This is a genomic window from Sphingopyxis sp. GW821-FHT02C12, from assembly GCF_059421785.1.
In genome coordinates this window covers 2,337,396-2,363,971 of the sequence record NZ_JBWKVQ010000001.1, presented here as the reverse complement: position 1 = coordinate 2,363,971, position 26,576 = coordinate 2,337,396, and the positions used below count along the sequence as shown (strand labels likewise).

Below are 26,576 nucleotides of genomic sequence, written 5' to 3'. Positions count from 1 at the left end.
AAATTGACAGCGTCAACATTGACGCGCTAATCGGTTCCAATGACCAAACCCTATCATCACGGCGACCTGCGCGCGGCGCTGCTCGCGGCGGCGGAGGCAATCGTGAACCGCGACGGCGTCGCCGGCCTCACCCTGCGCGGGGTCGCGCGCGAGGTCGGTGCCTCGCACGCCGCTCCCAAAAATCATTTCGACGATCTGACCGGCCTGCTCAGCGAACTCGCAGCGATCGGCTTCACACGCTTCGCCGATCGCATGCAGGCCGCCGCCGCCGCGCAAACCGCGCCCGCCGACAAGCTCAACGCGATCGGCCGCGCCTATGTCGAATTCGCGCTCGCCGAGCCCGGGCTGTTCCAGCTGATGTTCCGCGGCGAACGCCTCGACAGATCGCGCCCGGCGCTGAACGCCGCGATGGAGCGCGCCTTCGGCACACTGACCGGGTCGGTCGCCGCCACCCACGAAGGCGATCCCGACGTCGCGCGCGCTACCCGCGCCCATGCGGCGCGGGCGTGGAGCATGGTCCATGGCTATGCGATCCTGCTCCTCGACGATCGCCTCAACCCGCTGCTCGACGCGGGCGCCCCGCGCGACGATGCGCTCGCATTGCTCGACGACATGCTGAAGGGCTGAGGCCGGCCTTGCGCGGGCCCGGCATCGGGCGCATGCTCGCCCGCAGAGGCGGTGCACTCGCTTCCGTCGACGGAGGGGCAAGGGCAATGAGATTTCCCGGCAGTTTCTTGGCGGCATTGGCGCTCACGCTGACCGCCGTTCCCGCAGCCGCGCAGGTTCCGCCCTTCCCGACCGCCTTCACGACGCACGAGATCGCGGCCAATGGCACGACGCTGCATGTCCGTGTCGGCGGCAAGGGACCCGCGGTCGTCCTGCTCCACGGCTATGGCGAGACAGGCGACATGTGGGCGCCGCTCGCCGCCGCGCTGATGAAGGATCATACCGTCGTCGTTCCCGACCTGCGCGGCATGGGGCTGTCGGCGCATCCCGACGGCGGTTATGACAAGGCGACACAGGGCCGCGATATCGCCGCCGTGCTCGACAGCCTCAAGATCGGCAAGTTCGCGCTGGTCACCCACGACATCGGCAATATGGTCGGCTTCGCGCTCGCGACGCAGCAGCCCGATCGCGTCACCCGCTTCGCGCTGCTCGACGCGCCGGTCCCCGGGGTCGGGCCGTGGGACGAAATATTGAAGAACCCGCTGCTCTGGCATTTCCGCTTCGGCGGCCCCGACATGGAACGGCTCGTCGCCGGGCGCGAACGCATCTATCTCGACCGCTTCTGGAACGAGTTTTCGGCCGATCCCAAGCGGTTCGACGAAGCCTCGCGCGACCATTATGCCAGGCTCTATGCGCTGCCCGGCGGCATGCATTCGGGGTTCGCGCAGTTCGCCGCCTTCGATCAGGACGCCATCGACAATCGCGCCTGGCTCGCCAAGGGCCAGAAACTGACGATGCCGGTGCTGGGGATCGGCGGCGCCAAATCCTTCGGTCCGACGATGGCGCTCGTCATGCGCTTCGCCGCCACCGACGTCAGCGAAGGCGTCATTCCCGATGCCGGGCACTGGCTGATGGAAGAACAGCCCGACGCGACCGTGAAGATGGTCGCCGCCTTCCTGAACGCCCCCTAGCGCAGCCGCACCGTCGCGGTCACCGACAGGCCGGGGCGCAATTGCGCCAGCGCCGCCTGTCCCGGATCGAGCCGGATCCGTACCCCGACGCGCTGGACGATCTTGGTGAAATTGCCCGATCCGGGCTCGAACGGCAGCAAAGTGAACTCGCTCGCCGAACCGGGCGCGAGGCTTTCGACGGTACCGGTCAGCGGATCGCCGCCGAGCGCATCGACATGAACCTCGGCCTTTTGCCCGGACCGCATCTCGCGCGTCTGGGTCTCCTTGAAATTGGCGACGACATAGAGCGACCGCGTCGGCACGAGGGTCAGCAGCCGCGAGCCCGGCTGGACATAGTCGCCGACCTGCACCTGGCGGTTGCCGACCACCCCGGCGATCGGCGCGCGGACCAGGGCATGCCCTTTGTCCTGCCGCGCCAGCGCCAGCGCGGCGCGGGCCTTCAGCGCTGCCGCCTCGGCCGCCTGGATCTGCGCGAGCAACACCGGGCGCCGCGCCCTGGTCACCGCCGCCTGTTCGTAGCTGGTGCCGAGGTCGGCGCGCGAGCGCTGCGCCGCCGACACCGCACCGACCGCGGTCGCGCGCACCTGGTCGGCATCGCGCCGCGTGACGAAGCCGTCGACGAGCAGGCTGTCGTACCGCTTGAGGTCGGCAGACGCCCGCACCGATTCGGCGTCGGCAGCGGCGATCTGCGTTCCCACCGCCCGGATCTGCGCCGCCGCAAGCCGTTCGTCGGCGCCAAGCGCGGCCAGCGCCGCGCGCGCCGTCGCGACCTGCGCATCGGCGTCGGCGACCGCGGCGACCGCCGCCTGCAGCCGCGCGTCATAATCCTCGGCGTCGATGCGGACGAGCGGGTCGCCCGCTTTCACCGCCTGGTTATCCTGCACCAGCACCGCCGCGACCAGCCCGCCGACCTTTGGCGCCACCGTGCTCGAATCGGCCTGCAGATAGGCGTTGTCGGTCGATTCCGCGGTGCGCGGCGCGGTCAGCCACCAGATGCCCGCAGCGGCAACCAGCAGCGCGATCAGGCCGACCTTCCAAGCCTTTGCCGGGAAGGCGAAACGCCTCGCGACAGGCGCTTCGGCCTCGATCACCGTCGGCGCGTTCATGGCGTGATCACCAGCAAGGTCGAGGTCGCGGTGGCATAGAGCCGCCCCTCCGCATCGGTCAGCTTCGCCTCGACATAAGCGACGCGGCGACCGATCGAGATCACCCGCCCCTCGGCGCGCACCGTGCCGGTCTTCTCGGTCATCGCCTTCAAATAGCTGGTCTTGAGTTCGAGCGTCGTCATCGCCTGATCGTCGGCGAGCCTGGTCACCACCGCGATCCCGCAGGCGGAATCGAGCAGGGTCGCGGCATAGCCGCCATGGACCGTTCCCATCGGATTATAATGTTCGGGTCCCGGCACCCCCTCGAACGCCGCCCAGCCCTCGCCCGCATCGACGAGCTGAAACCCCAGCGTGTGCCCGATCGGCGGGCGGCCGCCGCTGGCGATCAGCTCCTGGACCTTGGCAAGCGTCATGGCGCGGCCTCCAACCCATAGCGCGCGACGATGCTGGCATGGGTGTCGGCCAGCAGCGCGTCGGAGAGCGCGGGATCGCCGACCGCGCGCGCCAGCGCGACCCCGCCGACAAGCTGCGCGAGCAGCGCATGCGATTCCGCCTCGGCATCGGTGCAACCGAGCGTCGCCAGCGGCACGGCAAGCCGCGAAGCTATGCCGACCACCCCGGCGCCGAACCGGTCGCGCGTCGCGGATTCGGACCGCGCGAAATCGCCCGACAGCGTCGGCAGTGGACACCCCCGATCGCGGCTGTCGCGATGCGCGGGGGAGAGGTAGAAATCGACATAGGCGCGCAAGACGGCTTTCGGATCGCCGACGGCATCGATCCGCTCGGTCCGTGCCCGCGCATCGGCGAACATCGTCCCGATCGCTTCGCCGACCAGCGCATCCTTCGATTTGAAATGGGCATAAAAGCCACCGTGGGTCAGTCCCGCGCGCGCCATGATGCCCGCGACCGCGACATTGTCGGGACCCTTGGCGCGAATTTCCTTCGCCGCTTCCTTCAACACCCGTTCGCGCGTTTCGGCGCGATGCCCACTCGAATAGCGCACTTGCGATCTCCTTTATATGATGCATATAATATAAAGGCAGCAGGACACAAGCCCGATGGCATCGATTCCCCTCTCCGCCGGGTCAGGCCCCGCTCCCGCCGTCACGCCGTTCAACCCGGCGGCGATGCCCAATGCGCGCAAATATCTGATCTTCGCGGTGATGGCGTTCGGCCAGTTCATGGCGCTGATCGACATCCAGATCGTCGCCGCCTCATTGAACGAGGTCCAGGCGGGCCTCAGCGCCGGCCCCGACGAGATCAGCTGGGTGCAGACCGCCTATCTGATGGCCGAACTGGTGATGATCCCCTTCGCCGCCTTCCTCGCCCAATCGCTGTCGACGCGCTGGCTGTTCGCGCTGTCGGCGGGGCTGTTCACGATCGCGAGCATGGCGTGCGGGCTGGCGTGGAGCATCGAATCGATGATCGTCTTTCGCGCGATCCAGGGCTTCGTCGGCGGCGCGATGATCCCGACCGTGTTCGCAACCGGCTATATGCTGTTCAGCGGCAAGCAGCGCGCGATGATCCCCGCGATCCTCGGCATGGTGTCGGTGCTCGCGCCCACGCTCGGCCCGACGGTCGGCGGCTGGATCACCGACGCGCTGGGATGGCGCTGGGTGTTCTTCATCAATGTCGCGCCGGGGATCGCGGTCACGATCGCGATCCTCGCCTTGGTACGCGTCGACAAGGCGGATTGGTCGATGCTGCGCCGGATCGACTGGGTGCATCTGGGGTCGATGGCGGTTTTCCTCGCCGGGCTCGAATATGTGCTCGAGGAAGGGCCGAAGCACGACTGGTTCAGCGAGCCGTCGATCGCGATCGCCGCCTGGCTGTCGCTCGTCGCCTTTGCGCTGTTCCTCGAACGCTCCTTCCGCTCCGATGGGCCGATCGTCAAACTCACGCCCTTCCGCAAGCCGACTTTCGCCTTTGCCTGCGTCTTCAACCTCGTGATCGGCTTCGGCCTCTATGCCGGCACCTATCTCGTCCCGATCTTCCTCGGCCGGGTGCGCGGCTATAATGCCGCCGAAATCGGGACGACGGTGTTCGTCTCAGGGCTGGCGCAATTGCTCGGCGTGCCAATCGCGGCGGCCCTGTCGCAGCGCGTCGACCCGCGCATCATCATCACCTTCGGACTCAGCCTGTTCGCGCTCGGGCTATGGATGTTCAGCTTCATGACCCCCGACTGGGGTTTCGCGGCGCTGTTCTGGCCGCAGGTCGTGCGCAGCTTTGCGATCATGCTGTGCATCGTCCCCTCGGTCGGCCTCGCGCTCGGCAATTTCGAAGGCGCCGAGCTGCGCTACGCCTCGGGCCTGTTCAACCTGATGCGCAATCTCGGCGGCGCCATCGGCATCGCCCTCGTCAACACCTGGCTCGGCGACAATATGCGCCTCCACGCGCTGCGCATTTCGGAAGCGCTCGGCCAGTCGGCGCAGGGCGCGCAGCAAGCGGCCGCGCAATTGACCCACTATATCGGGACCTGGGTGTCGGACCCGCAGCAGGCCGCGCTGATGGCCGACGCGACGATGGCCCGGCTCGTCGGCCGCCACGCGCTGACGCTGGCGTTCGACGACGTCTTCCGCCTGATGTCCTATATCTTCCTCGCCGCGCTGGTCATGGTCCCCTTCTGCAAACCCCCGCCGATCGGCGGCCCGAAACCGACCGACGCGCATTAGAGTGTGGAGCGACCATAAAATCCTCCCCGTCGCGAAGCGATGGGGAGGGGGACCGTCCGCGAAGCGGATGGTGGAGGGGCCAGCAAAGTCAGTGTCATCGCCCCTCCGTCAGCGCTTCGCGCTGCCACCTCCCCATCGCTTCGCGACAGGGAGGAATGAAATGGCCGGTACCGACCGATTGCGGACGTTGGCGTTCAAGCTCCAAAATTGGCTGCGTCGAAACGCTTCTCGACCTTGCCATGCCTGTCGGGCCGGTTTTCGTATCGATCTATCGCGTAGTCTCTCACTTTCTTGCTCCGGTCGGCACGCAGCGAGGAAAAGAGCCGATCCGATTGAGGCTCTGTAATATTTAGGTAGAGACAGCACGCAACCTTCCACCGAACTCGCCAGCTTTCGTGTTCTGCAAGTTCATCCCAAAGCGCATGCGCTGCGGGGTGTTCCTGCATCACTTTGCGCATCCAGTTTACTGTATTCTGCCAAACGCCGGAGCCACCCTCGATCATCGCGATTCGCGCGGTTACTATAAAATCTTGAATATCCCCGCTTCCATCCTTCATATCATGGACGGCGTCGATAACGGGGAAAAGGAGCCGTTGCTGACTTTCCTCGCGAACAAACTTGGCAGCATGCGATTTTTCTCGCTCCCGGCCGATAGTCCACATGCTCTCTCACTCGCGTAAATTGAGCTATGATCCTATACATCGAACGACCGCTTTCCACCCCAAACCAGTCCTCCTGTCCCCCACCCAAAAAACTTCTTTCCTAAAATATCCCACTATGTTCCAAACTGGCAGATGGAACAGACCGACTCACCCGCCGCGCTCCTCGCCGGCACCTGCCTCGCCTTCGCAGCCGTTCCCGCGCAGCGCCATCGCGCCGACGGCTGGACGCCCGAAACCCAGGCCAATTTCATCCGCGCGCTCGAAGCGATGGGCTCGGTGGGCAAGGCCGCGCGCGCCGTCGGAATGGGCCGCGCGTCCGCCTATCGGCTCCGCGAACGACGAGAGGCGGCAAGTTTCGCCGCCGCATGGGACCGCGCCATATCGATGGGCCGCACGCACCAGTTCAGCATCGCGATGGACCGCGCGCTCAACGGAGTCACCACCGTCCGCGTCCTCAAGGGCGGAGCCATCGACGTCAGCGGCGGTCCCGACATGGCGGTCGTCCACGCCGTACTGCGTGACGAAGGCTTCGCTAAAACGACAAAGGAGACATTTTGAACGCGTGCATGCGTATCCTTTGTCGCTTTAAGCCAAAAGAAAACCCGCCCCCGGGTCGATATCCCCGGGGGCGGGTTCCTGCGACCCGTCGCTATTACCGATCAGGCGAGGTCGAAACGGTCGGCGTTCATCACCTTGGTCCAGGCCTTGACGAAGTCCTTCACGAACTTCTCCTCATGGCCGGTCTCGGCATAGACCTCGGCAACCGCGCGCAGTTCGGAGTTGGAACCGAACACCAGGTCGGCGCGGGTGGCGCGCCAGGTTTCGCCGCCGCTCTTGCGGTCGGTCGCGACATATTCCTCGTCGCCCGATCCATCGACGGCCTTCCACACATTGGTCATGTCGAGCAGGTTGACGAAATAGTCGTTGGTCAACTGGCCCGAACGCCTGGTGAAATGGCCATGACCGCGATCGCCGTGATTGGCGCCAAGGACGCGCAGGCCGCCAACCAGCACCGTCATTTCGGGAACCGACAGACCCAGCAAGGACGCCCGATCGAGCATCATTTCCTCGGTCTTCACCGCCAGCTTCTTTTTGCCGAGATAATTGCGGAAGGCGTCGGCCTCGGGTTCCATCACCGCGAAGCTGTCGGCGTCGGTCTGTTCGGCGCTCGCATCGCCGCGGCCGCCGGTGAAGGGCACCGTCACGCCGAAGCCCGCATCCTTGATCGCCTTTTCCAGGCCGACCACGCCGCCCAGCACGATCGTGTCGGCCAGCGACAGATTGCCGCGCAGGCCGTCGAGCGTGCTCAGCACCTTGCCGAGGATCGCGGGTTCGTTGACCTCCCAGTCCTTTTGCGGGGCCAGCCGTACGCGCGCGCCATTGGCACCGCCGCGGAAGTCCGACTTGCGATAGGTGCTCGCCGAGGCCCACGCCGCCTTGACCAGTTCGCTGACGGTCAGGCCGCTGGCCGCGATCTTGTCCTTCACCGCCTTGACGTCGGCGTCGGAGGGTGCAGCGCCGGCAGGGATCGGATCCTGCCAGATCAGGTCTTCGGCGGGCACTTCGGGCCCGAGGTAGCGAACCTTGGGCCCCATGTCGCGATGGGTCAGCTTGAACCAGGCGCGGGCAAAGGCGTCCTTGAACGCTTCATGATCGTTACGGAATTTCTCGCTGATCACGCGGAATTCGGGGTCGACCTTCAGCGCCATGTCGGCGGTGGTCATCATGGTCGGAACCTTGATGTTCGGGTCCCACGCGGCGGGCGCCTTGTCCTCTTCCTTCTGGTTCACCGGCTGCCACTGCTGCGCACCGGCGGGCGAGTGGACCAGCTCATAATCATAATCGAGCAGCAGGCGGAAATAATTCTCCGACCACTCGGTCGGGGTATTCACCCACGACCCTTCGATGCCGCTGGTCACGCTATGCTCGCCGAGGCCGCCGCTTTCGTGGCTGCTGACCCAGCCGAAGCCCTGCGCCGCCAGATCGCCGCCCGAGGGCGCCGCACCGAGCAGCGAGGCATCGCCATTGCCATGCGCCTTGCCGAACGTGTGGCCGCCCGCGGTCAGTGCGACGGTTTCCTCATGGTCCATCGCCATGCGCTCGAAGGTTTCCTTGATGTCGCGCGCCGACAGCAGCGGATCGGGGTTGCCGCCCGGCCCTTCGGGATTGACGTAGATCAGGCCCATCTGGATCGCGGCGAGCGGCCCTTCGATCGCTTCCAGTCCCTTGTCCGGATCGATGCGGGTCTGAACGCCCTCGTTGACCCATTTGTCCTCCGAACCCCAATAGATGTCGCGCTCGGGCTCGAACACATCGGCTCGGCCGCCGCCGAAACCGAAGACCGGGCCGCCCATGCTTTCGATCGCGACATTGCCGGCCAGGATGAACAAATCAGCCCAGCTGATCTTGTTGCCGTATTTCTGCTTGATCGGCCACAGCAGGCGCCGCGCCTTGTCGAGATTGCCGTTGTCGGGCCAGCTGTCGAGCGGCGCGAAACGCTGCTGCCCGCTGTTGGCGCCGCCGCGCCCGTCGGCGGTGCGATAGGTGCCCGCGGCGTGCCAGGCCATGCGGATGAAGAAGGGACCGTAATGGCCATAGTCCGCCGGCCACCAGGGCTGGCTGTCGGTCATCAGCGCGGTCAGGTCATTCTTCAGCGCCTGATAGTCGAGCAACGCGAACGCCTTCGAATAGTCGAAATCGTCGCCGAGCGGATTCGACGAGCCGTTGGGGGTAAGGATCTCGGTCGCCAGCATATCCGGCCACCAATCCTTGTTGGTGCGGCCGAGCAGCGCGCGAACGCCGCCGGGCTGGTGAACCGGGCAACCGCTGCCGATGGGGGTCTGGTCGTTCATGCAGTCTCTCCTTTGGGGTTTTTTGTTTGCTGATCGTGGCGGCGGGCGATGACCGGCGCATGACGCGCCGACGCGAGGGTCGCGGGACAGGCTTCGACAGGGGCTGGCCGCGAGTCGATGGGGTCATCCTTTCGCCTTGGGATGGAAAGGATAGGCGGCACCCCTCCATCGACATAACCGAATAAGCTGAATTCAGTCATTGAACGAACCGATCACAGCGTCGCGGGTTGCGGCAAGGAAATGACGTTGGTCGCGCCGCCGCCACGCCCCGGCGAAAGGCGGCGCGGCGGATGCAACAGCGGGACGGCCCGAGGGTTGATCGAGGGTCACGCCCACCCCCCGGCGCGGCAAATAGGAGAGAGCAAGTGGCTAACCAAAACCCCAACGAGCAGCAGCAGCGCGACGAGGAACAACGTCGCAAGCAGCAGCAACAGCAGGGCGGCCAGGATCGCCAGCAGGGCGGTCAGCGGCCCGACCAGGACCGCGACAACCAGCAGCAGCGCTGACGGGCAGGCTGCATGAGAAAGGGGCCGCTCCTGCCGGAGCGGCCCCTTTTCCTTTGTCCGAAAGCGGTGGGGATCAGAAACTGACCTTGATCGTCCCGCCCCATGTCCGCGGATCGCCGGCCGTACCGGCGATCAGACCGGTGTTGCCGGGTGCGACCTGCAACAGATCGACATAGTTCACGTCGAAGGCGTTACGGACCCAGGCGAAGACGTCGATGCCGTCGCCGCGAAAGCCGGCGCGGAAGTTGGTCAACGCATAGCCTTTGACGTTGGTGTAGATCGACGGCGACGCGTTCGAATTCCAATGCGAACGGTAATTGCCGTCGATGCCGAAATAGACTTGGCCTTCCTTCGCCAGCAGCGTGACCGGAGCATTGGCTTCGGCGCCGTAGGAGAAGGCATATTTCGACACGCCCGGCAGGCGCTGGCCCGAGATATCGCACTGGCGCGGGCTGAGCGCACCGGGAACACCCGCCGCGCCCGGCGTCACGCCGACACCGGCGGTCGTGCCGCCGGACAGTTCGGGCGGGCACGGCGCGCTGGTGAACTTCTGATATTTGGCGTCGGTATAGGCGCCGTTGGCATAGGCCGTGAAGCGGTCGCTGGCGCGGATCTTGAAATCCGCTTCAAGCCCCTGCGAAACCACCTTCTCCGCATTGGCCAGATAGCCGCGCACCGTGCCGAACTGGCCGCCGTTCACCGTCGCCTGGAAATTCTTGATCTCCGTGCGGAAGGCGGTGAGGTTGAAGGTGGCAAGGCGGTTAAAGAACTGGGTCTTGAGGCCGACTTCGAAATGGTTGACCGATTCGGGCTTCACCGTGCTGGCGCTGAGGACGGGCTGATTGTTCGTATCGAGCGGCAGGCCGTTCTGGTTGATGCCGACCGTCTTGAAGCTCTTGGCATAGGTCGCATAGGCGAGCACGTCCGGCGCGACCTTGTAATTCACGTTCAGGTCGTAGCTGAAGTTCCAGTCGCTCACCGACGGCGCGGTGAGCTGCGGCTGATAGACGCCGCACTGCGCTGTCAGCACGGCATTGCCTGCGGTCGCCGTCGGGGCGCAACTGGTGATCACCTGCCCCGCCCCTGTGGTCACGACGCGCTGATAAAAGCCCTCTTTCTTGTCGTAATTGACGCGAATGCCCGGCTGGATGGTCAGTTCCGGCGTCAGTTTATAGCTGAGCTGCCCATAGAATGCCGCGCTGTCGGCCTTCAAAAATTGGGTATTGGAGGCGGTCAGGCCGTTGAGGACCTCGGGGCGATTATAGACATTGGTCGGATCGGTGGACGGCGCTAGGCTGTAGCGCGTGGCGTCGATCCCCTGCTGCTCGGTACCCTGGGTATCGATCCGCTGTCTGAAACCGAACAGGCCGGCGACGAAGTCGATCTTGTCGCCTTCGTAATTGTAGCGGAATTCCTGGCTATACTGATCCTGCTGCGACGGGTTCTGCGACCTCGCGACGACCGAAGCGCCGGTAAAGTCACGGTCGTTCTCGGGCAGCCAGTCCCAGAAGCGCCAGGCGGTGATCGAGGTGAAGGTGCCTTGACCGACATCCCACTTCACGCGCAACGAAGCGCCCCCGATCTTGTTGCCGGCGTTGAGGCTGGCATCGATGTCGGTCAGGCGATCATAGACGTTGCGGCTCGGCACGATGTAATTGTAGTTTGGGTTGGCGGCCTGAAGCCGCGCGATGATCGCGTCATACTGGCGGGTGAGCGCCCGCTGCGTCGTCCCCACGCGAACAAAGGCGGTGCCGCAGCACTCGGGGTCCTGCTTGCTGTAGTCGCCGGCCAGCGTGATGCTGAGATCCTCGTTCGGCTGGAACAGAAGCTGGCCGCGAAGGCCCAGATTGTCCTGCTCGTTGATCCAGCGGTCGGTCCGGGTGTTGAACAAAGTGCCGCGCCGGCTGGTGGTGGCGATCGCGATACGCGCCGCGATCTTGTCCGACAGCGGACCGGAGACCGCCGCCTTGGCCTGGCGCAAATTGAGATTGCCGACGGTCACTTCGGCGCGGCCCTCGAAATCGAAGGTCGGCTGGTTGGTCGTGATGTTGATCGCGCCAGCCGTCGTGTTCTTGCCGTAAAGCGATCCTTGCGGCCCGCGCAAAACTTCGACCTGATCGACGTCGAGGAAGTCGAAGGTCGCCGCAGCGACGCGCGAATTATAGACGTCATCGACATAGATGCCGACGCCCTGTTCGAAACCGTCGCTGGTCAGCCCGAAGGGGACACCCAGCCCGCGTATATTCACCGAGGTATTGCGCGGGTTCGAGGTATAGACCTGCAGCGTCGGGGCGAGCTGCTGGAGCTTCACGACGTTGAAATTGCCGGTCGCCTCGATCGAATCACCGCGGATCACCGAAATCGCGACCGGCACTTCCTGCGCCGTTTCCTGACGGCGGCGGGCGGTGACGATGATGATATCGCCTCGGCTGACATCATCGTCCTGCGCTGTGGCGGTGGCCGAAGTGGCGGCTTCCTCATCGGCAGTCTTGGCGCCCTCCGCCGCAGTGGCCGGCTGCGCCGCGAAAGCGAGCACGAAGGATAGGGTGATGGCACTCGCCGACAAGCGGCCGCGCACGGACGGATATTTCGCGGTCATGACAATTTTCCTGTTGCTTTGAAGTTGCACGAAAAATTGCCACATCCGGCGGTCCGGTCTGCGGCATTTTAAGGATGGGGCAAAGGCTAGCCCCCTTGGGAGATGGATCAGTTCGGGTAGCGATGGCGCTCGGTGATATCGACCTGCACCAGCTTGCCTTCATGCACGGTAAGTTGGATCGCACCGAAGCGCAGCTTTTCAAGCGCGTCGAGCACCGTCTGGACGGAACGCGACACAGCCTCGCGCTGGACCGGAGCCTTTTCTGCTGAAGCGGACATTTGTTTCCCTTTCCCTGCGACACCCTGTCGATTCGTCCACAAGCATATGCCAATCGATTTAGTTGACAATGATTGATTTGCTTTCTGCGGCGAAAGGCCCGGTTCGCACGCCCAAGCGAAATTTTGCCGATCGGCGCGTTTTGCACGCGCGGGACGCTAGGGATTGCGCGCGACTCCCAGTGCTGGCAAAGGCGTGTGCGATGACAAAAATTAACGATCTGATGGCGCGCGGAACCGCCCTTCTGGGCAGCGAATACGCGATTTTGTGCGGTGCGATGAGCTGGGTTTCGGAGCGAAACCTGGTCAGCGCGATCAGCAATGCCGGCGGTTTCGGCGTGATCGCCTGTGGTGCCATGACGCCCGAATTGCTCGATACCGAGATCGCAGCGACCAAGGCGCTCGCGACCAAGCCTTTCGGCGTCAACCTGATCACCATGCACCCGCAATTGTTCGACCTGATCGACATTTGCGCGAAGCATCGCGTCGGCCATGTCGTGCTCGCCGGCGGCCTGCCGCCCAAGGGCAGCCTCGAGGCGATCAAGGCATCCGGCGCGAAGGTGATCTGCTTTGCGCCGACGCTGGCGATGGGCAAGAAGCTGGTCCGTTCGGGCGTGGACGCGCTGGTGATCGAGGGCATGGAAGCCGGTGGACATATCGGCCCCGTGTCGACGAGCGTGCTGGCGCAGGAAATCCTGCCCGCGCTCGCGGACGAGGTGCCGATCTTCGTCGCCGGCGGCATCGGCCGCGGCGAGGCGATCGCGGGCTATCTGGAGATGGGCGCTTCGGGCGTCCAACTCGGCACTCGCTTCGTCTGCGCGACCGAAAGCATCGCGCACCCCAATTTCAAAAAGGCCTTCATCCGCGCTTCGGCGCGTGACGCCGTCGCCAGCGTCCAGATCGACCCGCGCCTGCCTGTCATCCCGGTGCGTGCGCTGAAAAATGCTGGCACCGAGGAATTCACCGCCAAGCAGCGCGAAGTCGCCAATCTGCTCGACGGCGGCAGTGTCGACATGCTGGAGGCACAACTGCAGATCGAACATTATTGGGCTGGCGCGCTGCGCCGCGCGGTGATCGACGGCGACGTCGAAAACGGTTCGTTAATGGCAGGGCAATCTGTCGGTATGGTAACCGGCGAAGAGACCGTGGGGGAAATCATCGCGTCGCTGGTGCAGCAGGCCGAAGCCGCCTTGCAGGCCCGGGGTTGATGCCGCATGATTTGGCGGCTGGGGAGTGGAGCATGACTTTGTTGCGGAAGATTATCGTCGTCGGACTGCTTGCGAGCATCGCGGGCTGCACCAAGCCGCCGCCGCCGCCGCCGCCGCCTCCCCCTCCCCCTCCGCCGCCGGTCGTGATCATCGTACCGCCGCGCCCGCTGCCGCCCGGCAACGCCTCGCTGACCCAGATCCTGCCCGGTCGCGCGATCGACGGACGCTTCGTGACCGCGAACAGCAACGTCACCGGCGACCGCGCCTTCTGGCAGATGAAGATCGCGCTGAACGTCGCCGCGATCGGCTGCCGCGGGCTGGAGGAAGCCACTCTGGTTTCAGCCTACAACAATATCATCAAGTCGCATGGCAAAGCGATCAAGGCGACTGAAAAGACCGTCATCACCGACCTCGGCAAGGCGAACAAGACGAACGGCATCAAGGAGCGTGATCGCCTGTCGACCCAGTTGTTCAACTATTTCGCGCAGCCGCCTGCCCAGCGCGCCTTCTGCGCGCGCGCCAACGAGGTCGCGCAGATCGTGTCGACGACACCCCCCGCCGACGTCGTCGCGCAGGCACCAGCCCATCTTGCGCGGCTCGACCAGCCCTTCGTCGATTTCTATGAAGCCTATGCGAAATACCAGCTCGACGTCATGGAATGGGACGCCAAATATGCGCCCCCGCCGCCGATCATGAGCGCACCGGCCCCGCTGACGACAAACCCGAGCGTGATCTATGGCCCGACGACGACGACCGCGCCGGGCGCCGCTTATAGTCCGACGACGCCCGGGACCAATCCGGGCAACTAGGCGGCGAACAGTAAATATTCACGCACGCCCTTGGCGTCGAGGCACGGCATCTGTTAGCACCGTCGGGACATGACAAACGCCCCGCCCCCGCCCTCGACAGCCGCCCAGTCGGCGCGCACGATCCTGACGCGGCTGCACGAGGTGATGGCCGCGCGCACCCACGCGCAGGGCAAGCTCAACCAGGTCGTCGGTATCATCGGCGAATGCCTCGATAGCGAGGTCTGCTCGATTTATCTGCTGCGCGAGGGCGCGCTCGAACTTTATGCGACGCGCGGATTGAAGCAGGAGGCGGTGCATGTCACGCGCCTCGGTCTTGGCGAAGGTCTGGTCGGCACGATCGCCGAACAGATCGAGACGCTCAACCTCGACGAAGCGGCGGCGCATCCCGATTTCTCCTATCGCCCCGAAACCGGCGAAGAATTGTTCCATAGCTTTGCCGGGGTGCCGATCATCCGCCGCGAGCGTGCGGTCGGGGTGCTCTGCGTCCAGCACAGCGACCCGCGCCGCTATGACGATATCGAGATCGAGACGCTGCAGACCGTCGCGATGGTGCTGTCCGAACTGATCGCCAACGCTGACCTGGTCGACACCACCGCACGGATCGACGCTGCCGAGGCCGACCAGTCGAGCCAGCGGCTGACCGGCCAGAAACTCGTCGATGGCATGGGCCGCGGCGTCGCGGTGTTCCACCAGCCGCGCGTCGTCATCGAGCATACCGTCGCCGAGGATACCGAAGCCGAACGCCACAGAGTTTACGCGGCCTTCGACAAGATGCGCGAACAGATCGACCGCATGGCGAGCCAAGCCGAATTCGGCGTCGGCGGCGAGCATGACGAAGTGCTCGAGATGTACAAGATGTTCGCCTATGACGAGGGCTGGTCGCGGCGGATCAACGAAGCGATCGACAGCGGCCTGACCGCCGAGGCGGCGATCGAGCGCGTCCAGCAACGCACCCGCATGCGGATGCGCCAGATCGACGATCCGCTGCTGCGCGACCGGATGCACGACCTGGAGGACCTCTCCAATCGGCTGATACGGATCGTTTCGGGCCAGCTCGGCACGGCGGCGCAGATGGGGTTGCGGCAGGATTCGATCCTGATCGCGCGCAACCTCGGCCCTGCCGAACTGCTCGAATATGATCGCCGCCGTCTGAAAGGCGTCGTCCTTGAGGAAGGATCGCTTACCGCGCATGTCATCATCGTCGCGCGCGCGATGGGGGTGCCGGTCATTGGGCGCGTGCGCGATGTCCGCACCGTCATCCGCGACGGCGACATGCTGTTGCTCGACGCGGCCGATGGGACGGTACACGTCCGTCCCAGCCCGTCGACAGACGACGCTTTCGACGCCAAGCTGGAGGTTTCGCAGAAGCGCCGCGCCAATCTTGCGGCGCTGCGCGACCTGCCGGCGGTGACCAAGGACGGCGTGTCGATCGAACTGATGATCAACGCGGGGCTACGCGAGGATATTGCGGCGCTCGACCTGACCGGGGCGCGCGGTATCGGGCTGTTCCGTACCGAATTCCAGTTCCTGGTGTCGGCGACGATGCCGCAGCGCGAGCGTCAGCAGCGCCTCTATCGCGACGTGCTCGACGCGGCGGGCGACCGGCCGGTGATCTTTCGCACCGTCGACATCGGCGGCGACAAGGCGCTGCCCTATATGAACACCGACACGGTGCTCGAGGAAAATCCGGCGATGGGCTGGCGCGCGCTGCGCCTCGCGCTTGAACGCGAAGGCCTGCTCAAGGTCCAGGCGCGCGCGCTGATGGAAGCGGCGGCGGGGCGGACGCTCAACGTCATGTTCCCGATGGTGTCCGAGCCATGGGAATATGAAGCGGCGCGGGCGCTGTTCGTCGGCCAGCGCGCCTGGCTCGCCAAGCACAACAAGAAATTGCCCGTGGCGATCCGCTATGGCGCGATGCTCGAGGTGCCGGGGCTCGCCGAGACGCTTGACCTGATGCTGCCGCACCTCGACTTCCTGTCGATCGGCACCAACGATCTGACGCAGTTCCTGTTCGCCGCCGACCGCGCTCACCCGCGCCTCGCCGAGCGCTATGACTGGCTGTCGCCGATCGTGATGCGTTTCCTGTCGCGCGTGGTGAAGACCGTCGCGGGCTCGAAGGTCACCCTCGGCGTCTGCGGCGAGATGGGCGGACGCCCGCTTGAAGCTATGGCGCTGCTCGGCATCGGGATCGAGCGGCTGTCGATCACCCCGGCTGGCGTCGGCCCGGTTAAGGCGATGATCCGCTCGCTCGATCTTGCCGCACTGCGCCGCGACATCCCTGCGATCCTCGCCCAGCCGACATCGACGCCCCGCGCCCAATATGCCGATTGGGCCAAGGCGCATCAGGTCGATCTGGGCGACTGACATCCGCGAGGCGGCGGCGCGCCCGCCCGCCACGGCGCCAAAAATCCAACCTTCCGGCTTTCTTCTAAGGGCTTGTTAACCAATTGTGTCTAGCTCCCGGAAAGGAATTCGGTGGGGCTAGACAGGGATTTTCCGGCATATGTTCATGCGCGTGGGCCAGTTCGATGCGGCGAACGACGTTCCCGGGAACGACGAGGCGATACGGGTCGCAGTACTGCTTCCCTGTTACAATGAGGGACTGGTGCTGCGAACGGTGATCGAGAGATTCCGCGCCGCGCTGCCCGATGCGACCATCTACGTCTATGACAACAACAGCCGCGACGATTCCGTCGCGGTGGCGCAGAGCGCCGGGGCCGTCGTCCGCTCGGAAAAGCGCCAGGGAAAGGGCTTTGTCGTCCGTCGCATGTTCGCGGACATCGACGCCGACATCTATATCATGTGCGACGCCGACGAGACCTATGACGCGTCGGCGGTGTCGTCGCTTGTCGCCGAACTGGTCGACAATGGGCTCGACATGGTCGTCGGCACCCGTGTCGATACCAGCGGCACGGCCTATCGTCCGGCGCACCGCTTCGGCAACTGGATGCTGACCTCGCTCGTCCGCACCATGTTCGGCGGCGGCTTCAGCGATATGCTCAGCGGTTACCGCATTTTTTCGCGGCGGTTCGTGAAGTCCTTTCCCCTGATGTCGCAGGGTTTCGAGATCGAGACCGAACTGACGATCCACGCGCTGCAACTGGCGATGCCGGTCGCCGAGATGCCAACGCGGTTCAAGGATCGCATCGAGGGATCCGAAAGCAAGCTGCAGACGGTGTCCGACGGCTTCCGCATCCTGTGGACGATCGTCACCCTGCTCAAACAGGAGCGGCCATTCTTCCTGTTCGGTATCGTGGCGCTGGCGATGATGACGGCCTCGCTGATATTCGGTTATCCGGTGATCGCGGAATATATGCGTAGCGGCACCGTGCCGCGCCTGCCCACCGCGATCCTTGCAACGGGGACGATGATCCTCGGCTTCCTCAGCCTGTTCTGCGGCCTGATCCTCGACACGGTGACGCGCGGCCGCAAAGAAGCGAAGCTGCTTCGGTATCTTGAACTGCCAGGCATCGAGGCGCGTCTGAAAAACCAGGGTTGAACAAAACGCTCAGCGATCGGGACGCTGCCGGCGCGACGGTCCGACGAGCCAGCCGGACGCCTTGATCGACAGCGTCGCTGCGGCAACCGCCAGCGATGTACCGGTCAGCAGGATGCGGTTGGCGAGCACGAACAGGACAATATCGGCCGCTCCGATCGAGAAACCCGCGAAAATGACCGAGAAACTCCATTCGGAAATGCCAAAGGCGCCAGGGAGCATCGCGACGGACGTCGCCAACGCCACCAGTGGCACACCTACAAGAATGGCCGCAATCGTCACGGTACCGATTGCAGCGTGAACGGCGATATTCATAAGCGTGAGACTGATGAACCGCGCAAGCGAAATGCCATAGAGTTTGCACAGGGTCACTCGGTCGAACCGTGACGCGGCGTCATGCACGCGGCGCAGAAAAGCCGGCGGACGAAACCACCTGATCGCGGTCGGCAACAAGAATATCATGCCCAGTCCGAGCGGCACCATCAACGCGCAGCCCCATAGATATATCAGGATATCACGGTGAACGAACGCCGCGATGGCCGGTATCGCCAGCAGCAGCACCACCGCGAAATCGGCGACCTGATCGATGCCACCCGACAGTGCGCCCCGAAGACCACTCGTCCCGCTAAGGCGATTTGCGAGTCCGCGACAGGCGACGTTGACGAGCGGAGACGGCAGGAACGTTCCCAGTCCCTGCGCGAAGGCACCTGTTGCGAAGGCCGGGCCGAACCGCGGGCGAACACCGGAAAGCACCTCTTCTATCAGCGACCAGCGCCACGACGACAAGGCGACATGGCCGACCACCAGAGCAAGGAGCGGCACGACGGGCCATAGAATGAGATGATCAAAAAGCGTCTGAAACTCGGCGCCCGACACACCGAAGCTCCGCACCCACAGCGCCATCGCAAGCCCAGCCAAGGCGATGGAAGAAATGATGAGGATAAAGCGGGTGCGTCGCGTCATGCACGATGTCCGCAATTGCCCGCCAGCCTTTCGATCAGTCGCAGATAGCGACTGAACAAAAAATCCGGGGAGCATTGCCGCGCAACATAGGCGCGCGCCTCATCCGCCGACGCGGTCGGCGTCCGGTCTAGCGCAGCGGCGAAATGCTGAGCCGTGCCCGCCACATCGCGCAAATCGACCTCTTCGGTCACGATGAAAGGTGCAAGTCCAGCATCGGTTTCCAATATCTGTTCGGAGCAAAGGACGCCACAGCCCGATGCCAGCGCTTCGCGCACCACGAGCGAGAAGCTTTCCGAGGGGCTGGGAAGAACCAGCGTGTCGCTCGCTCGGTAAAGCCGCGCCACCTCTGCCCGGTCGAGTTGCCCCAATATCCTTACATTGCCCAGTTCCCATCGGGCCGGGTCGACCGGGCCGGTCCCCGCAATGGCAAAGGTCCAGTCCGGACGCCGCCGGGCCATCTCCGCGACCACCATAATGCCCTTGCTTTCAGTCAGGCGCCCGACGACGGCGGCAATCTTGCCATTTTGCCCGGGTGTCAACGCCGCGCGATCGGCGTCCCGTTCGTCCGCGCCAGCCGAAGGACGAAATAGGCCGAGGTCGAGACCATGACCGATAGTCTCGCTCTCAGGGCGCGTACGGACTCCGTCGAAATGCCGCGCGACGACGGGGCTGACGTAGACCACAGCCTCCGCGGTGCGCACCATCGGGCGCACCGCCAGTGCTTCGCCCGCTCGCATGACGGCCCGGGCCATTTTCGACACCGTCGATGGTTCGCCCACGTGCTGGACCAGGAAAATCGGCTTTCGATGCCATTTCGCCACGACAAACGCGACCACGCTGAGCGCGAAATTGGCCTCCGCGATGATGACGACGTCAGCGCGCCGGACCGCGCGCGCGATCGTCGGCAGCGTCCATGGCATCGGCAGCGGCGCGGGAACGCCGCTGAGCGCGTAGATGAAGTCGGTCCCGGCCAAGGGTATATGGTCGATGCCCGGCCGCTCCGGAACCACGCCCTCTGCTTGCGCAAGCCACTCGACACGCATACCTGCGCGCCGCAAAGCGTCCGCGAGTTCGGCGCAGGCGAGTTCCATACCACCTCCATGTGCGGGATAATAGGCACTGACGAGCGCGATCCGCCGACCGCCGACCACGCCGACGGCCCGCTCATCCCCGGGCGAAGGATCGCGGGCAAGCCGCGAATCCAGGGAAGGCGCCCCGGTCATCGCAGATGCGTCACCGTGCAGCCGGCAACACGCAGTCGCGCCGCCGCGTCCCTGCTCGCCTCCTCTGCATCCGGCAGTTTTCCGAAACCATAATAGTCCACGACCTGCTTCAAAAGCGTCGGTTCGACCATCGCGACCGTGGACCCACGCGCGCAGAGCATCCCTACGAGTTCCGGATTCAGGCCACCACGCAACAGGCGTATCGGGCGCCCGTCCAGACGGGGAGGATTGATCACCAAATCCGCAGAAAACGGCACATCTGACTCCCCAATCACCGCATAATCCGTTCCACTGCGGTCGATACGCGCCGATGCGGCGGCGGCCGGCGCATAGAAGCCATGCGCGAACCATAATTGCAACGGCAACAGAATCAGCGCGCCGGCGCAGGTTGTGCGGCGCAGCAGCGTGCGCCATCGGCCTGTCTCCGCGCCAATCGCCTGCCACCCGAAAACGGCGAGCAGGATGCAATTGCCGATCTGGCCGTGAAGATAGCGATATCCAAAACCATGGCCCTGATAAGGAAGGATGACGGTCATGGTGACAAGCGTCAGGATCAGCCCCCCCGCCAGTGCTCCCGCCAACCGATCTCGGCGCGCGACCAGAAAGCCAGCAATCAGCAACGGGATCAGCAGCAGATGATTCCAAGCGGCAAAGCGGGCTAGATTGGCGATCATATTCGCCATTCGCATCCCGTCGCCCGCCGCCAGCGCATTCATCAACCGCACCGCATAACCGGAATCGCGCACCTGTTGCATCGCACCGTCGACCTGTACCAGCGTCGAAATCCAGTGAGGCCACCACAGCCAGAAAAGCCCGATTGCGGCATAGCCGACGAAATAGAGCGCGGCGCGGCGCCAGTCCTTTTCCAGCAGGAGGAGGAAAAGTACCGGCGCCGCGAACATCGGATGCATGATCGGCTGGTGCAGTCCGACCGCCGCAAAGCCGACCGCCAGCGCCGCCATATCCGCCCATCGGCGGCGACGGAGAAAGAGCCACAGCCAGCAGAGATTCAATGCAAGATGCGCTGGCATCGCATAAGCCGTCATGCCGGTGACGACGACTTGCGCCGAACCCGCGTAGAGCAGCAACGCGACAACTGCGGTCTCACGGCTGTCCGGCCAGATGCGCCGCGCGCAGCCCCACAAGGCCAGAGCCCCGAGCAGCGTCATCAGCGGTCCGGTTATCGCGGGCGCAACGACGAGGCCGACCAAGGCGCGAAGCGCAGCGTTCAGCGGCAGATAATCCGACACCCACGCGGCCCGGGGATCGGCAGCATACATGAACATCGTGTTCAACGCGGGCGCGTGGTCGCGCCACATGCCCGGCAATGGCGCGGCCAGCGATCCGTTGGCGAACACCGCCGCGTCGAACGACGCCATCTGTTCGTCGCGGCTCAGGTCATAGCCGGAGAGAATCCAGCTGTGGCCCGCCCAGGAAATCAGCGCCAATCCGGTTCCGATCAGCAAGGCCAGCCGCCAGTCCGCAGTCCACGCCGCAGAACGCGGCGCCACCCGCCAGCAGCAGATCGCGAGCAGACCGAGACCCGTCAGAAGCAGCGGCAGATCCTGTCGGTGCAGATAGAACAGGCTGAGATTCGCGTCACCCGAATAGAACGCACAGAGCAGCAGGGCATAGGCGAGGAGCAGCGCCAAAGGACGGCCTGCTCGATGAAAGACGGCCGCCCTCGCCGAGTCCGGCACGCCCCTTTCCGCGTCTGCTCGTTCGATTGTCCCCATTCGCCGACAACAGCATAGAAATTCCTAATTTGCTGTTAACCACGACATGGGTGCCGCAACTGGACTCCAAAAATGTTTCCGTTATGTTCTGTATATCGATTCGACAGGAGAGACAGATGAGCGAGACCCCCACCCGCGCCACCGGCCAATGCCATTGCGGCGCCATCCGCTATTCGATGCCGACCACCGTCGTCCACCACGCGCTGTGCAACTGCCAGGACTGCCGCCGCCACGCCGGCGCGCCGCTCGTCGGCTGGGCGCTTGTCGGGCAGGACGAGCTGGAAGTCACCGGCACGCCGAAAATCTATGCCTCATCCGACCATGGCCGTCGCCATTTCTGCGGCGATTGCGGCACCGGCCTTTTCTACACCAGCGACGCGGTGTTCCCGGGCCAGATCGACGTCCAGTCCGCAACGCTCGACGACCCCGACCTGATCCCCGCACAGGTGCAGATCCAGACCGCCGAGCGCATCGGCTGGATGGAAACGCTCGGCGATCTGCCGACCTTCGAGCGCTATCCGGGCTAGCGCCTGCCGTCAGCCTCGACGATCGCTCGGACCAGCGCGGCGATGTCGAGCCGCACCTTGCCGTCATCATACCCCTGGCGCACGATCACCAGCCCGCGCGAAGGAATGACGACCATATATTGGCCGCGATTGCCGAACGCGCCGAAGGCGTCGGCGGGAATGCCGTCGGACTTGTTGAAGAGCCAGAAGCCGGCACCATAGCCGAAGTCGCCGGTCCGCTGCGGTCCGCTCGGCGTCGTGACGAAGCGGCGCCAATTTTCGGGCAAAACCCGCTTGCCGGCCCACATCCCGTCATTCTGGTAGAGCAGGCCGAGCCGCGCGAGATCGCGCGCGGTGGTCGATACCTGGCTCGACAGGATATAATCGCCGTCCTTGTCATGCTCGGCGAAGGTGCGCGTCATGCCGAGCCGGTCGAAGAATGCGGCAGGGTCGAGGTGCAGGTCGCGGCGGATCACCGCCGAGCGTTTGTTCTTTTCGTCTTCGGCCTTCTGCTGCGCGGCCTTGAGCGACTGGACCGCGAGCAACGTGTCGTTGTTGGCATAGCGATAGACGCTGCCCGGCGGGTTGAGCAGCGGCCATTGCACCGTCCACTGCCGCACCGACGCGCCGCCCATGTAAATGGCGTCGCTGCGGTTGCCTGCGGTGTCGCTGGTCAGCCCGCTCGCCATGCGCATCAATTGCTCGGTGGTGATCGCGGCGCGCGGATCGCCCGGCGTCTGCCAGTCGGCGATCATCGCGGGCAGGGTCACGTCGATGTCGCCGTTCAGCACGCCATGGCCGATGAGTGTCGCCGCCATCGACTTGGCGACCGAGAAGGTGCGCTGCGCGGTGTGGAGGCCGTGCCCTTGCTGATAGCGTTCGATCGCGATCTTGCCATCCTTGACGACAAGTAGCGAACTGGTGCGCCCGCCGAAGCGCTCCATATCCATCGTCGCCAACTCATAAGGTGTCGCGTTGCGCGGCCGTGGTGCCAGCGCGTCGCGATCGCCGAGCGGCCATGGCTGGTCGTCGAGGTTCGGCCGGCCGGGACGATAATCGCTCCGCTCGCGCGGCGCGGCGCCGATCGGCAAGGTCACACAGCCCTGTTCGCCGTCCCATTCGGCGATGCGCGGCGGCATGTCGCCGCGGTAGCGCACGCTGACGCGCTTGGCCCTGTCGTCGACATCGGCCTTTTGCAGGCGCATATCGGGTTCGATCTCGGGATAGATATTGGTGAGTTCGTCGCGCTCTATATCGGCGAGCGCCTTACCCGCGCCATTCCACAGCGCCGAACAAGTGGCCCCGGCACGATAACCCGCCGCCCAGGCGCGGTTGATCTCCGCATTGGGTTCCGCAGCGTGCGCCGGGATCGCGGTCGCCGCAAGGAGCAGGCCAAGCCCAAATCGCCGCACCATCTCAGGGCCGCGCGCCAAAGGCCTGCCGCTGCGGCTTCTTGGCGCGGTCCCACCAGGCGCGGCGGAGGACATCGGCGACACGTTCGGGGTCGTCCGCCCCGAAGCGGACGAGCAGTGCGTGCCAGCCTTCGTAGTGCGGGGTCTGCCAGAAGGTGTCGGGGTCGGTTTCAAGCAGGATTTCCTTTTCGTCGGGTTTGCACATGACCGCGAAGCTGCCGGCCTCGCGCCCCGGCGAGGCAAGCGCCTTGCCGTTGAGCTTGGGACAGGGCGTACCATAGAAAGGCAGCATTTCGACATCGGGGAGCGCGCAGGCAAAGGCGACGACATCGGCCCAGCTGTCGAACTTCGGTGTCATGTCGGCTCCGCCTCTCAGTATCTTGGCGGCTTGGGGCGCACCACGACCTGCTCCACCGCGTCCCCGACCGGCTGCATCGGCTGGAACCGCATGCCATCGACAACCAGCCGATCGCCGACAATCGAATAGTCGAACAGCGCCTGCCCGCCGCGCGGACAGCAATTGCCGTCGCCGTCGCGCGCAACCGGGACGATCGCGAACATCTCGTCGAAGCGGAAGTCGGCGGGGCCGCGCAGCCAATAGCCCTTGGGGAGCAACTTGCCGCCTTCGTCGTACCAGCCGCCGATATCGATCTGGTGCCAGGTCGCCGCCGCGCCCTCCCCCGCGAACAGCGCATCGGCGTTGCCGCCGCCGCTGCCCGCCAGCGTCCCGGTGACATGGACGAGGCTCCGCTCGCCATTGCTCGACACGAGATCGGGAGTACCGATCGAGCCAGAGCTTTCGGCGAAGCCCGCAAGCGCCGTCTTGCCCGCCGCATCGCGCGCGATCAGTACGACCATCCACGCGCCCGGACCATCGCGCGGGGCGAGCGACAATTTCTGCCACAACAAGGTGCCGCCGCGTTCGGGCACCTCGATCCGCCCGCTCGCCTCGACGCCGCAGCGACCGCCATAATCGAACAGGCAGGTGTCGGCGATCTTCGCCACGCGGTCGGGCGCGAGCGAAATCGTCTTCGCGACATCGGCGCGCGAACATTCGGTTTCGATGCTGCCGCCGGGGCAGGAGATGGCGGGGGTCGTGAGAGCCGCGAGCGCGAGGATCAGTGACATAGGAGGATGTTCCCGAGCATGGTGCGACCCAATGAGAGAGAGCTAAGACGAAGCGGCCGTCGAGGCAAGATATCGACAATTGTCCGGCAGGCGCCGGAGAGAATGCGCAGGCCCTTGATGGCGTTCGGGCCTTAAGGAGACAAAGGATACGGACGCGCGCGTCCAAAATGTCTCCTTTGTCGCTTTAAGCCGGGAATTGGGGCCGGACGTCGGAGGGAAGCTTTGCAAGACAAGCGACGCGGTCATCCGGCAGGGTAGATCATGGCGAGGTTTTTTAGGAAAGCCTTTTCTGAGGCAGGCGAGCCGTTGAGCGGGTTTCGGGCAAAATGCGACGCTCACGGAGTCCACATCCGTCACCCCGGGCTTGACCCGGGGCCCGCCTTGTCTTGAAGAAAAAGGCGGATCCCGGATCAAGTCCGGGATGACGAGGGGAAGGACCGCCACGTCGGCGCCCCACCTCAAGGCTGCCCGCTACCCCCTCGCCTTGCGCTGCTCGTCCCACCAAGCCAGACGTTCTGCGATGCGCTTTTCGAAACCGCGATCAGTCGGCCGGTAATAGGTCTGCGGCCCCATCTCCCCGGGCCAATAGTCGGCGCCCGAAAAGCCGCCCTCGGCATCATGGTCATATTCATAACCCGCGCCGTACCCCAAGTCCTTCATCAGCTTGGTCGGGGCGTTGAGGATGTTCGCGGGCGGCGCGAGGCTGCCGGTGTCGCGCGCCGAGGCGAAGGCGGCTTTCTGCGCGGCATAGGCCGCGTTCGATTTGGGCGCGGTGGCAAGATAGAGGCACGCCTGCACGATCGCCAGTTCGCCTTCGGGCGAGCCGAGAAACTGGTACGCGTCCTTCGCCGCGAGGCATTGCACCAGCGCCTGCGGGTCGGCGAGGCCCACATCCTCGCTCGCGAAGCGCACGAGGCGGCGCAGCACATAGAGCGGCTCCTCGCCCGCGACGAGCATGCGCGCCATATAATAAAGCGCCGCCTGCGGGTCCGATCCGCGCAGCGCCTTGTGGAGCGCGCTGATCAGATTGTAATGGCCGTCGCGGTCCTTGTCGTAAACCGGCATGCGGCGGTGGAGCAGCTGCGCGAGCGCCGCCGGGTCGAGCGGCTCGGCGATGCCCGCCGCGAACAATGTCTCGACCTGGTTGAGCAGGAAACGGCCGTCGCCGTCGGCGCTGGCGGTCAGCGCCTCGCGCGCCGCCTCGGTCAGCGGCAGCGGTTTGCCCACTTCTTCCTCGGCGCGGGTCAACAGGGTCGCCATCGCCGCCTGGTCGAGCCGATGGAGCACGAGCACCTGCGCGCGGCTGAGCAGCGCGGCGTTCAGGGCGAAGCTGGGGTTCTCGGTCGTCGCGCCGACGAGCACCACCGTGCCGCGCTCGACATAGGGCAGGAAACCGTCCTGCTGGGCGCGGTTGAAGCGATGGATTTCGTCCACGAAAAGCAGGGTGCGCTTGCCCGCCGCCGCCATCTTTTCGGCATCGGCGAAGACCTTCTTGAGGTCGGCGACGCCCGAGAAGACCGCCGACAGCGGCGCGAACCGCATGCCGACCGCTTCCGCCAGCAGCCGCGCGATCGTCGTCTTGCCGGTGCCCGGGGGACCCCACAGGATGATCGACGACAATTGCCCCGCGGCGACCATCCGCCCGATCGCGCCGTCGGACCCGGTCAGATGTTCCTGCCCGACGACCTCGGACAAGATCCTGGGACGCAGCCGTTCGGCGAGCGGTGCCGCGCCGGGCGAGCCGCCGGCGGCGCGCATCGGCGCATCGTCACCGAACAGGTCGTCG

Annotated in this window: 24 protein-coding genes; 10 read left to right on the top strand and 14 right to left on the bottom strand. The window is 65.0% G+C overall.

Going from position 1 to position 26,576, the window contains the following annotated elements; genetic code table 11:
• The first annotated feature begins 39 nt into the window (after positions 1 to 39).
• Positions 40 to 627 (top strand): TetR-like C-terminal domain-containing protein, encoded by a 588-nt coding sequence (locus AC07U1_RS11365; protein WP_495176447.1) that lies wholly within the window; start codon positions 40 to 42, stop codon positions 625 to 627.
• 86 nt (positions 628 to 713) lie between these two features.
• Positions 714 to 1,637: an alpha/beta fold hydrolase gene (locus tag AC07U1_RS11360; RefSeq protein ID WP_495176448.1), complete on the top strand. Its 924-nt coding sequence runs from the start codon at positions 714 to 716 to the stop codon at positions 1,635 to 1,637.
• Here AC07U1_RS11360 and AC07U1_RS11355 read toward each other — a convergent pair.
• Genes AC07U1_RS11355 through AC07U1_RS11345 form a run of 3 tightly spaced genes read right to left on the bottom strand, consistent with a single transcriptional unit; the run spans position 1,634 to position 3,746 of the window.
• Complete coding sequence (locus AC07U1_RS11355; RefSeq protein WP_495176449.1) at positions 1,634 to 2,743, bottom strand: HlyD family secretion protein; 1,110 nt, start codon at positions 2,741 to 2,743, stop codon at positions 1,634 to 1,636. The two genes, AC07U1_RS11360 and AC07U1_RS11355, sit on opposite strands and share 4 nt — an antisense overlap.
• A complete protein-coding gene (locus tag AC07U1_RS11350; RefSeq protein ID WP_495176450.1) occupies positions 2,740 to 3,156 on the bottom strand; it encodes a PaaI family thioesterase in 417 nt (138 codons plus the stop codon). Before AC07U1_RS11350 ends, AC07U1_RS11355 begins: the two co-directional genes overlap by 4 nt.
• Positions 3,153 to 3,746 (bottom strand): TetR/AcrR family transcriptional regulator, encoded by a 594-nt coding sequence (locus AC07U1_RS11345; protein ID WP_495176451.1) that lies wholly within the window; start codon positions 3,744 to 3,746, stop codon positions 3,153 to 3,155. The genes AC07U1_RS11350 and AC07U1_RS11345 overlap by 4 nt, the downstream gene beginning before the upstream one ends.
• Positions 3,747 to 3,801: 55 nt before the next feature.
• Between AC07U1_RS11345 and AC07U1_RS11340 the strand changes: the two genes are divergently transcribed.
• Positions 3,802 to 5,415, top strand: coding sequence for a DHA2 family efflux MFS transporter permease subunit (locus tag AC07U1_RS11340; protein WP_495176452.1), 1,614 nt, complete (start codon positions 3,802 to 3,804; stop codon positions 5,413 to 5,415).
• Positions 5,416 to 5,609: 194 nt separating this feature from the next.
• On the opposite strand, the gene AC07U1_RS11335 is transcribed toward AC07U1_RS11340, so the two are convergent.
• Positions 5,610 to 6,077, bottom strand: a complete 468-nt coding sequence (locus AC07U1_RS11335; RefSeq protein WP_495176453.1) for a hypothetical protein — start codon at positions 6,075 to 6,077, stop codon at positions 5,610 to 5,612.
• A gap of 132 nt (positions 6,078 to 6,209) precedes the next feature.
• Here AC07U1_RS11335 and AC07U1_RS11330 point away from each other — a divergent pair, with 132 nt between their 5' ends.
• Complete coding sequence (locus tag AC07U1_RS11330) at positions 6,210 to 6,635, top strand: hypothetical protein (protein ID WP_495176454.1); 426 nt, start codon at positions 6,210 to 6,212, stop codon at positions 6,633 to 6,635.
• Positions 6,636 to 6,736: 101 nt separating this feature from the next.
• Here AC07U1_RS11330 and katG read toward each other — a convergent pair whose 3' ends face one another.
• The gene (katG, locus tag AC07U1_RS11325; protein ID WP_495176455.1) at positions 6,737 to 8,929 is read right to left on the bottom strand and encodes a catalase/peroxidase HPI; all 2,193 of its coding nucleotides are present in this window, start codon (positions 8,927 to 8,929) and stop codon (positions 6,737 to 6,739) included.
• A 365-nt stretch (positions 8,930 to 9,294) separates the two neighbouring features.
• Here katG and AC07U1_RS11320 point away from each other — a divergent pair, with 365 nt between their 5' ends.
• A complete protein-coding gene (locus tag AC07U1_RS11320; protein WP_187140228.1) occupies positions 9,295 to 9,435 on the top strand; it encodes a hypothetical protein in 141 nt (46 codons plus the stop codon).
• A 73-nt stretch (positions 9,436 to 9,508) separates the two neighbouring features.
• On the opposite strand, the gene AC07U1_RS11315 is transcribed toward AC07U1_RS11320, so the two are convergent.
• Positions 9,509 to 12,034 (bottom strand): TonB-dependent receptor, encoded by a 2,526-nt coding sequence (locus AC07U1_RS11315; RefSeq protein WP_495176456.1) that lies wholly within the window; start codon positions 12,032 to 12,034, stop codon positions 9,509 to 9,511.
• 107 nt (positions 12,035 to 12,141) lie between these two features.
• A complete protein-coding gene (locus AC07U1_RS11310; RefSeq protein ID WP_082544952.1) occupies positions 12,142 to 12,312 on the bottom strand; it encodes a YezD family protein in 171 nt (56 codons plus the stop codon).
• Between the two features lie 200 nt (positions 12,313 to 12,512).
• On the opposite strand from AC07U1_RS11310, the gene AC07U1_RS11305 reads away from it, so the two are divergent.
• From AC07U1_RS11305 to AC07U1_RS11290, 4 genes are all read left to right on the top strand, one after another.
• Positions 12,513 to 13,517, top strand: coding sequence for an NAD(P)H-dependent flavin oxidoreductase (locus AC07U1_RS11305; RefSeq protein ID WP_187140226.1), 1,005 nt, complete (start codon positions 12,513 to 12,515; stop codon positions 13,515 to 13,517).
• A 32-nt stretch (positions 13,518 to 13,549) separates the two neighbouring features.
• Positions 13,550 to 14,326 carry a hypothetical protein gene (locus AC07U1_RS11300; RefSeq protein ID WP_495176457.1) on the top strand — a complete coding sequence of 259 codons (777 nt, stop codon included), beginning with the start codon at positions 13,550 to 13,552 and terminating at the stop codon, positions 14,324 to 14,326.
• Between the two features lie 69 nt (positions 14,327 to 14,395).
• Positions 14,396 to 16,690, top strand: coding sequence for a phosphoenolpyruvate--protein phosphotransferase (gene ptsP / locus AC07U1_RS11295; protein ID WP_495176458.1), 2,295 nt, complete (start codon positions 14,396 to 14,398; stop codon positions 16,688 to 16,690).
• Between the two features lie 145 nt (positions 16,691 to 16,835).
• The gene (locus AC07U1_RS11290) at positions 16,836 to 17,825 is read left to right on the top strand and encodes a glycosyltransferase family 2 protein (protein WP_492740584.1); all 990 of its coding nucleotides are present in this window, start codon (positions 16,836 to 16,838) and stop codon (positions 17,823 to 17,825) included.
• Between the two features lie 9 nt (positions 17,826 to 17,834).
• Here AC07U1_RS11290 and AC07U1_RS11285 read toward each other — a convergent pair whose 3' ends face one another.
• The 3 genes from AC07U1_RS11285 to AC07U1_RS11275 are packed head-to-tail and all read right to left on the bottom strand — an operon-like array spanning position 17,835 to position 21,660.
• The gene (locus AC07U1_RS11285) at positions 17,835 to 18,785 is read right to left on the bottom strand and encodes a lysylphosphatidylglycerol synthase domain-containing protein (RefSeq protein ID WP_056346623.1); all 951 of its coding nucleotides are present in this window, start codon (positions 18,783 to 18,785) and stop codon (positions 17,835 to 17,837) included.
• Positions 18,782 to 20,008 carry a glycosyltransferase family 4 protein gene (locus AC07U1_RS11280; RefSeq protein WP_495197699.1) on the bottom strand — a complete coding sequence of 409 codons (1,227 nt, stop codon included), beginning with the start codon at positions 20,006 to 20,008 and terminating at the stop codon, positions 18,782 to 18,784. The genes AC07U1_RS11285 and AC07U1_RS11280 overlap by 4 nt, the downstream gene beginning before the upstream one ends.
• A complete protein-coding gene (locus tag AC07U1_RS11275; RefSeq protein WP_495176460.1) occupies positions 20,005 to 21,660 on the bottom strand; it encodes a glycosyltransferase family protein in 1,656 nt (551 codons plus the stop codon). The genes AC07U1_RS11280 and AC07U1_RS11275 overlap by 4 nt, the downstream gene beginning before the upstream one ends.
• 200 nt (positions 21,661 to 21,860) lie before the next feature.
• On the opposite strand from AC07U1_RS11275, the gene AC07U1_RS11270 reads away from it, so the two are divergent.
• Positions 21,861 to 22,271, top strand: coding sequence for a GFA family protein (locus AC07U1_RS11270; protein ID WP_187141828.1), 411 nt, complete (start codon positions 21,861 to 21,863; stop codon positions 22,269 to 22,271).
• Here AC07U1_RS11270 and AC07U1_RS11265 read toward each other — a convergent pair.
• From AC07U1_RS11265 to AC07U1_RS11250, 4 genes are all read right to left on the bottom strand, one after another.
• Positions 22,268 to 23,665, bottom strand: a complete 1,398-nt coding sequence (locus AC07U1_RS11265; RefSeq protein ID WP_495176461.1) for a serine hydrolase domain-containing protein — start codon at positions 23,663 to 23,665, stop codon at positions 22,268 to 22,270. The two genes, AC07U1_RS11270 and AC07U1_RS11265, sit on opposite strands and share 4 nt — an antisense overlap.
• A gap of 1 nt (position 23,666) precedes the next feature.
• Positions 23,667 to 24,020 carry an MmcQ/YjbR family DNA-binding protein gene (locus tag AC07U1_RS11260; protein ID WP_495176462.1) on the bottom strand — a complete coding sequence of 118 codons (354 nt, stop codon included), beginning with the start codon at positions 24,018 to 24,020 and terminating at the stop codon, positions 23,667 to 23,669.
• A gap of 14 nt (positions 24,021 to 24,034) precedes the next feature.
• Positions 24,035 to 24,790, bottom strand: a complete 756-nt coding sequence (locus tag AC07U1_RS11255) for a hypothetical protein (RefSeq protein ID WP_495176463.1) — start codon at positions 24,788 to 24,790, stop codon at positions 24,035 to 24,037.
• A gap of 471 nt (positions 24,791 to 25,261) precedes the next feature.
• Positions 25,262 to 26,548, bottom strand: a complete 1,287-nt coding sequence (locus tag AC07U1_RS11250) for a replication-associated recombination protein A (protein WP_495177459.1) — start codon at positions 26,546 to 26,548, stop codon at positions 25,262 to 25,264.
• Positions 26,549 to 26,576: the final 28 nt, after the last annotated feature.

Bases quoted from the DNA above. Each gene is read 5' to 3' on its own strand.
- AC07U1_RS11365 (WP_495176447.1), top strand. From the start codon at position 40: ATGACCAAACCCTATCATCACGGCGACCTGCGCGCGGCGCTGCTCGCG.
- AC07U1_RS11360 (WP_495176448.1), top strand. From the start codon at position 714: ATGAGATTTCCCGGCAGTTTCTTGGCGGCATTGGCGCTCACGCTGACC.
- AC07U1_RS11355 (WP_495176449.1), bottom strand. From the start codon at position 2,743: ATGAACGCGCCGACGGTGATCGAGGCCGAAGCGCCTGTCGCGAGGCGT.
- AC07U1_RS11350 (WP_495176450.1), bottom strand. From the start codon at position 3,156: ATGACGCTTGCCAAGGTCCAGGAGCTGATCGCCAGCGGCGGCCGCCCG.
- AC07U1_RS11340 (WP_495176452.1), top strand. From the start codon at position 3,802: ATGGCATCGATTCCCCTCTCCGCCGGGTCAGGCCCCGCTCCCGCCGTC.
- AC07U1_RS11335 (WP_495176453.1), bottom strand. From the start codon at position 6,077: ATGTGGACTATCGGCCGGGAGCGAGAAAAATCGCATGCTGCCAAGTTT.
- AC07U1_RS11330 (WP_495176454.1), top strand. From the start codon at position 6,210: ATGGAACAGACCGACTCACCCGCCGCGCTCCTCGCCGGCACCTGCCTC.
- katG (WP_495176455.1), bottom strand. From the start codon at position 8,929: ATGAACGACCAGACCCCCATCGGCAGCGGTTGCCCGGTTCACCAGCCC.
- AC07U1_RS11315 (WP_495176456.1), bottom strand. From the start codon at position 12,034: ATGACCGCGAAATATCCGTCCGTGCGCGGCCGCTTGTCGGCGAGTGCC.
- AC07U1_RS11310 (WP_082544952.1), bottom strand. From the start codon at position 12,312: ATGTCCGCTTCAGCAGAAAAGGCTCCGGTCCAGCGCGAGGCTGTGTCG.
- AC07U1_RS11305 (WP_187140226.1), top strand. From the start codon at position 12,513: ATGACAAAAATTAACGATCTGATGGCGCGCGGAACCGCCCTTCTGGGC.
- AC07U1_RS11300 (WP_495176457.1), top strand. From the start codon at position 13,550: ATGACTTTGTTGCGGAAGATTATCGTCGTCGGACTGCTTGCGAGCATC.
- ptsP (WP_495176458.1), top strand. From the start codon at position 14,396: ATGACAAACGCCCCGCCCCCGCCCTCGACAGCCGCCCAGTCGGCGCGC.
- AC07U1_RS11290 (WP_492740584.1), top strand. From the start codon at position 16,836: ATGCGCGTGGGCCAGTTCGATGCGGCGAACGACGTTCCCGGGAACGAC.
- AC07U1_RS11285 (WP_056346623.1), bottom strand. From the start codon at position 18,785: ATGACGCGACGCACCCGCTTTATCCTCATCATTTCTTCCATCGCCTTG.
- AC07U1_RS11280 (WP_495197699.1), bottom strand. From the start codon at position 20,008: ATGACCGGGGCGCCTTCCCTGGATTCGCGGCTTGCCCGCGATCCTTCG.
- AC07U1_RS11270 (WP_187141828.1), top strand. From the start codon at position 21,861: ATGAGCGAGACCCCCACCCGCGCCACCGGCCAATGCCATTGCGGCGCC.
- AC07U1_RS11265 (WP_495176461.1), bottom strand. From the start codon at position 23,665: ATGGTGCGGCGATTTGGGCTTGGCCTGCTCCTTGCGGCGACCGCGATC.
- AC07U1_RS11260 (WP_495176462.1), bottom strand. From the start codon at position 24,020: ATGACACCGAAGTTCGACAGCTGGGCCGATGTCGTCGCCTTTGCCTGC.
- AC07U1_RS11255 (WP_495176463.1), bottom strand. From the start codon at position 24,790: ATGTCACTGATCCTCGCGCTCGCGGCTCTCACGACCCCCGCCATCTCC.
- AC07U1_RS11250 (WP_495177459.1), bottom strand. From the start codon at position 26,548: ATGCGCGCCGCCGGCGGCTCGCCCGGCGCGGCACCGCTCGCCGAACGG.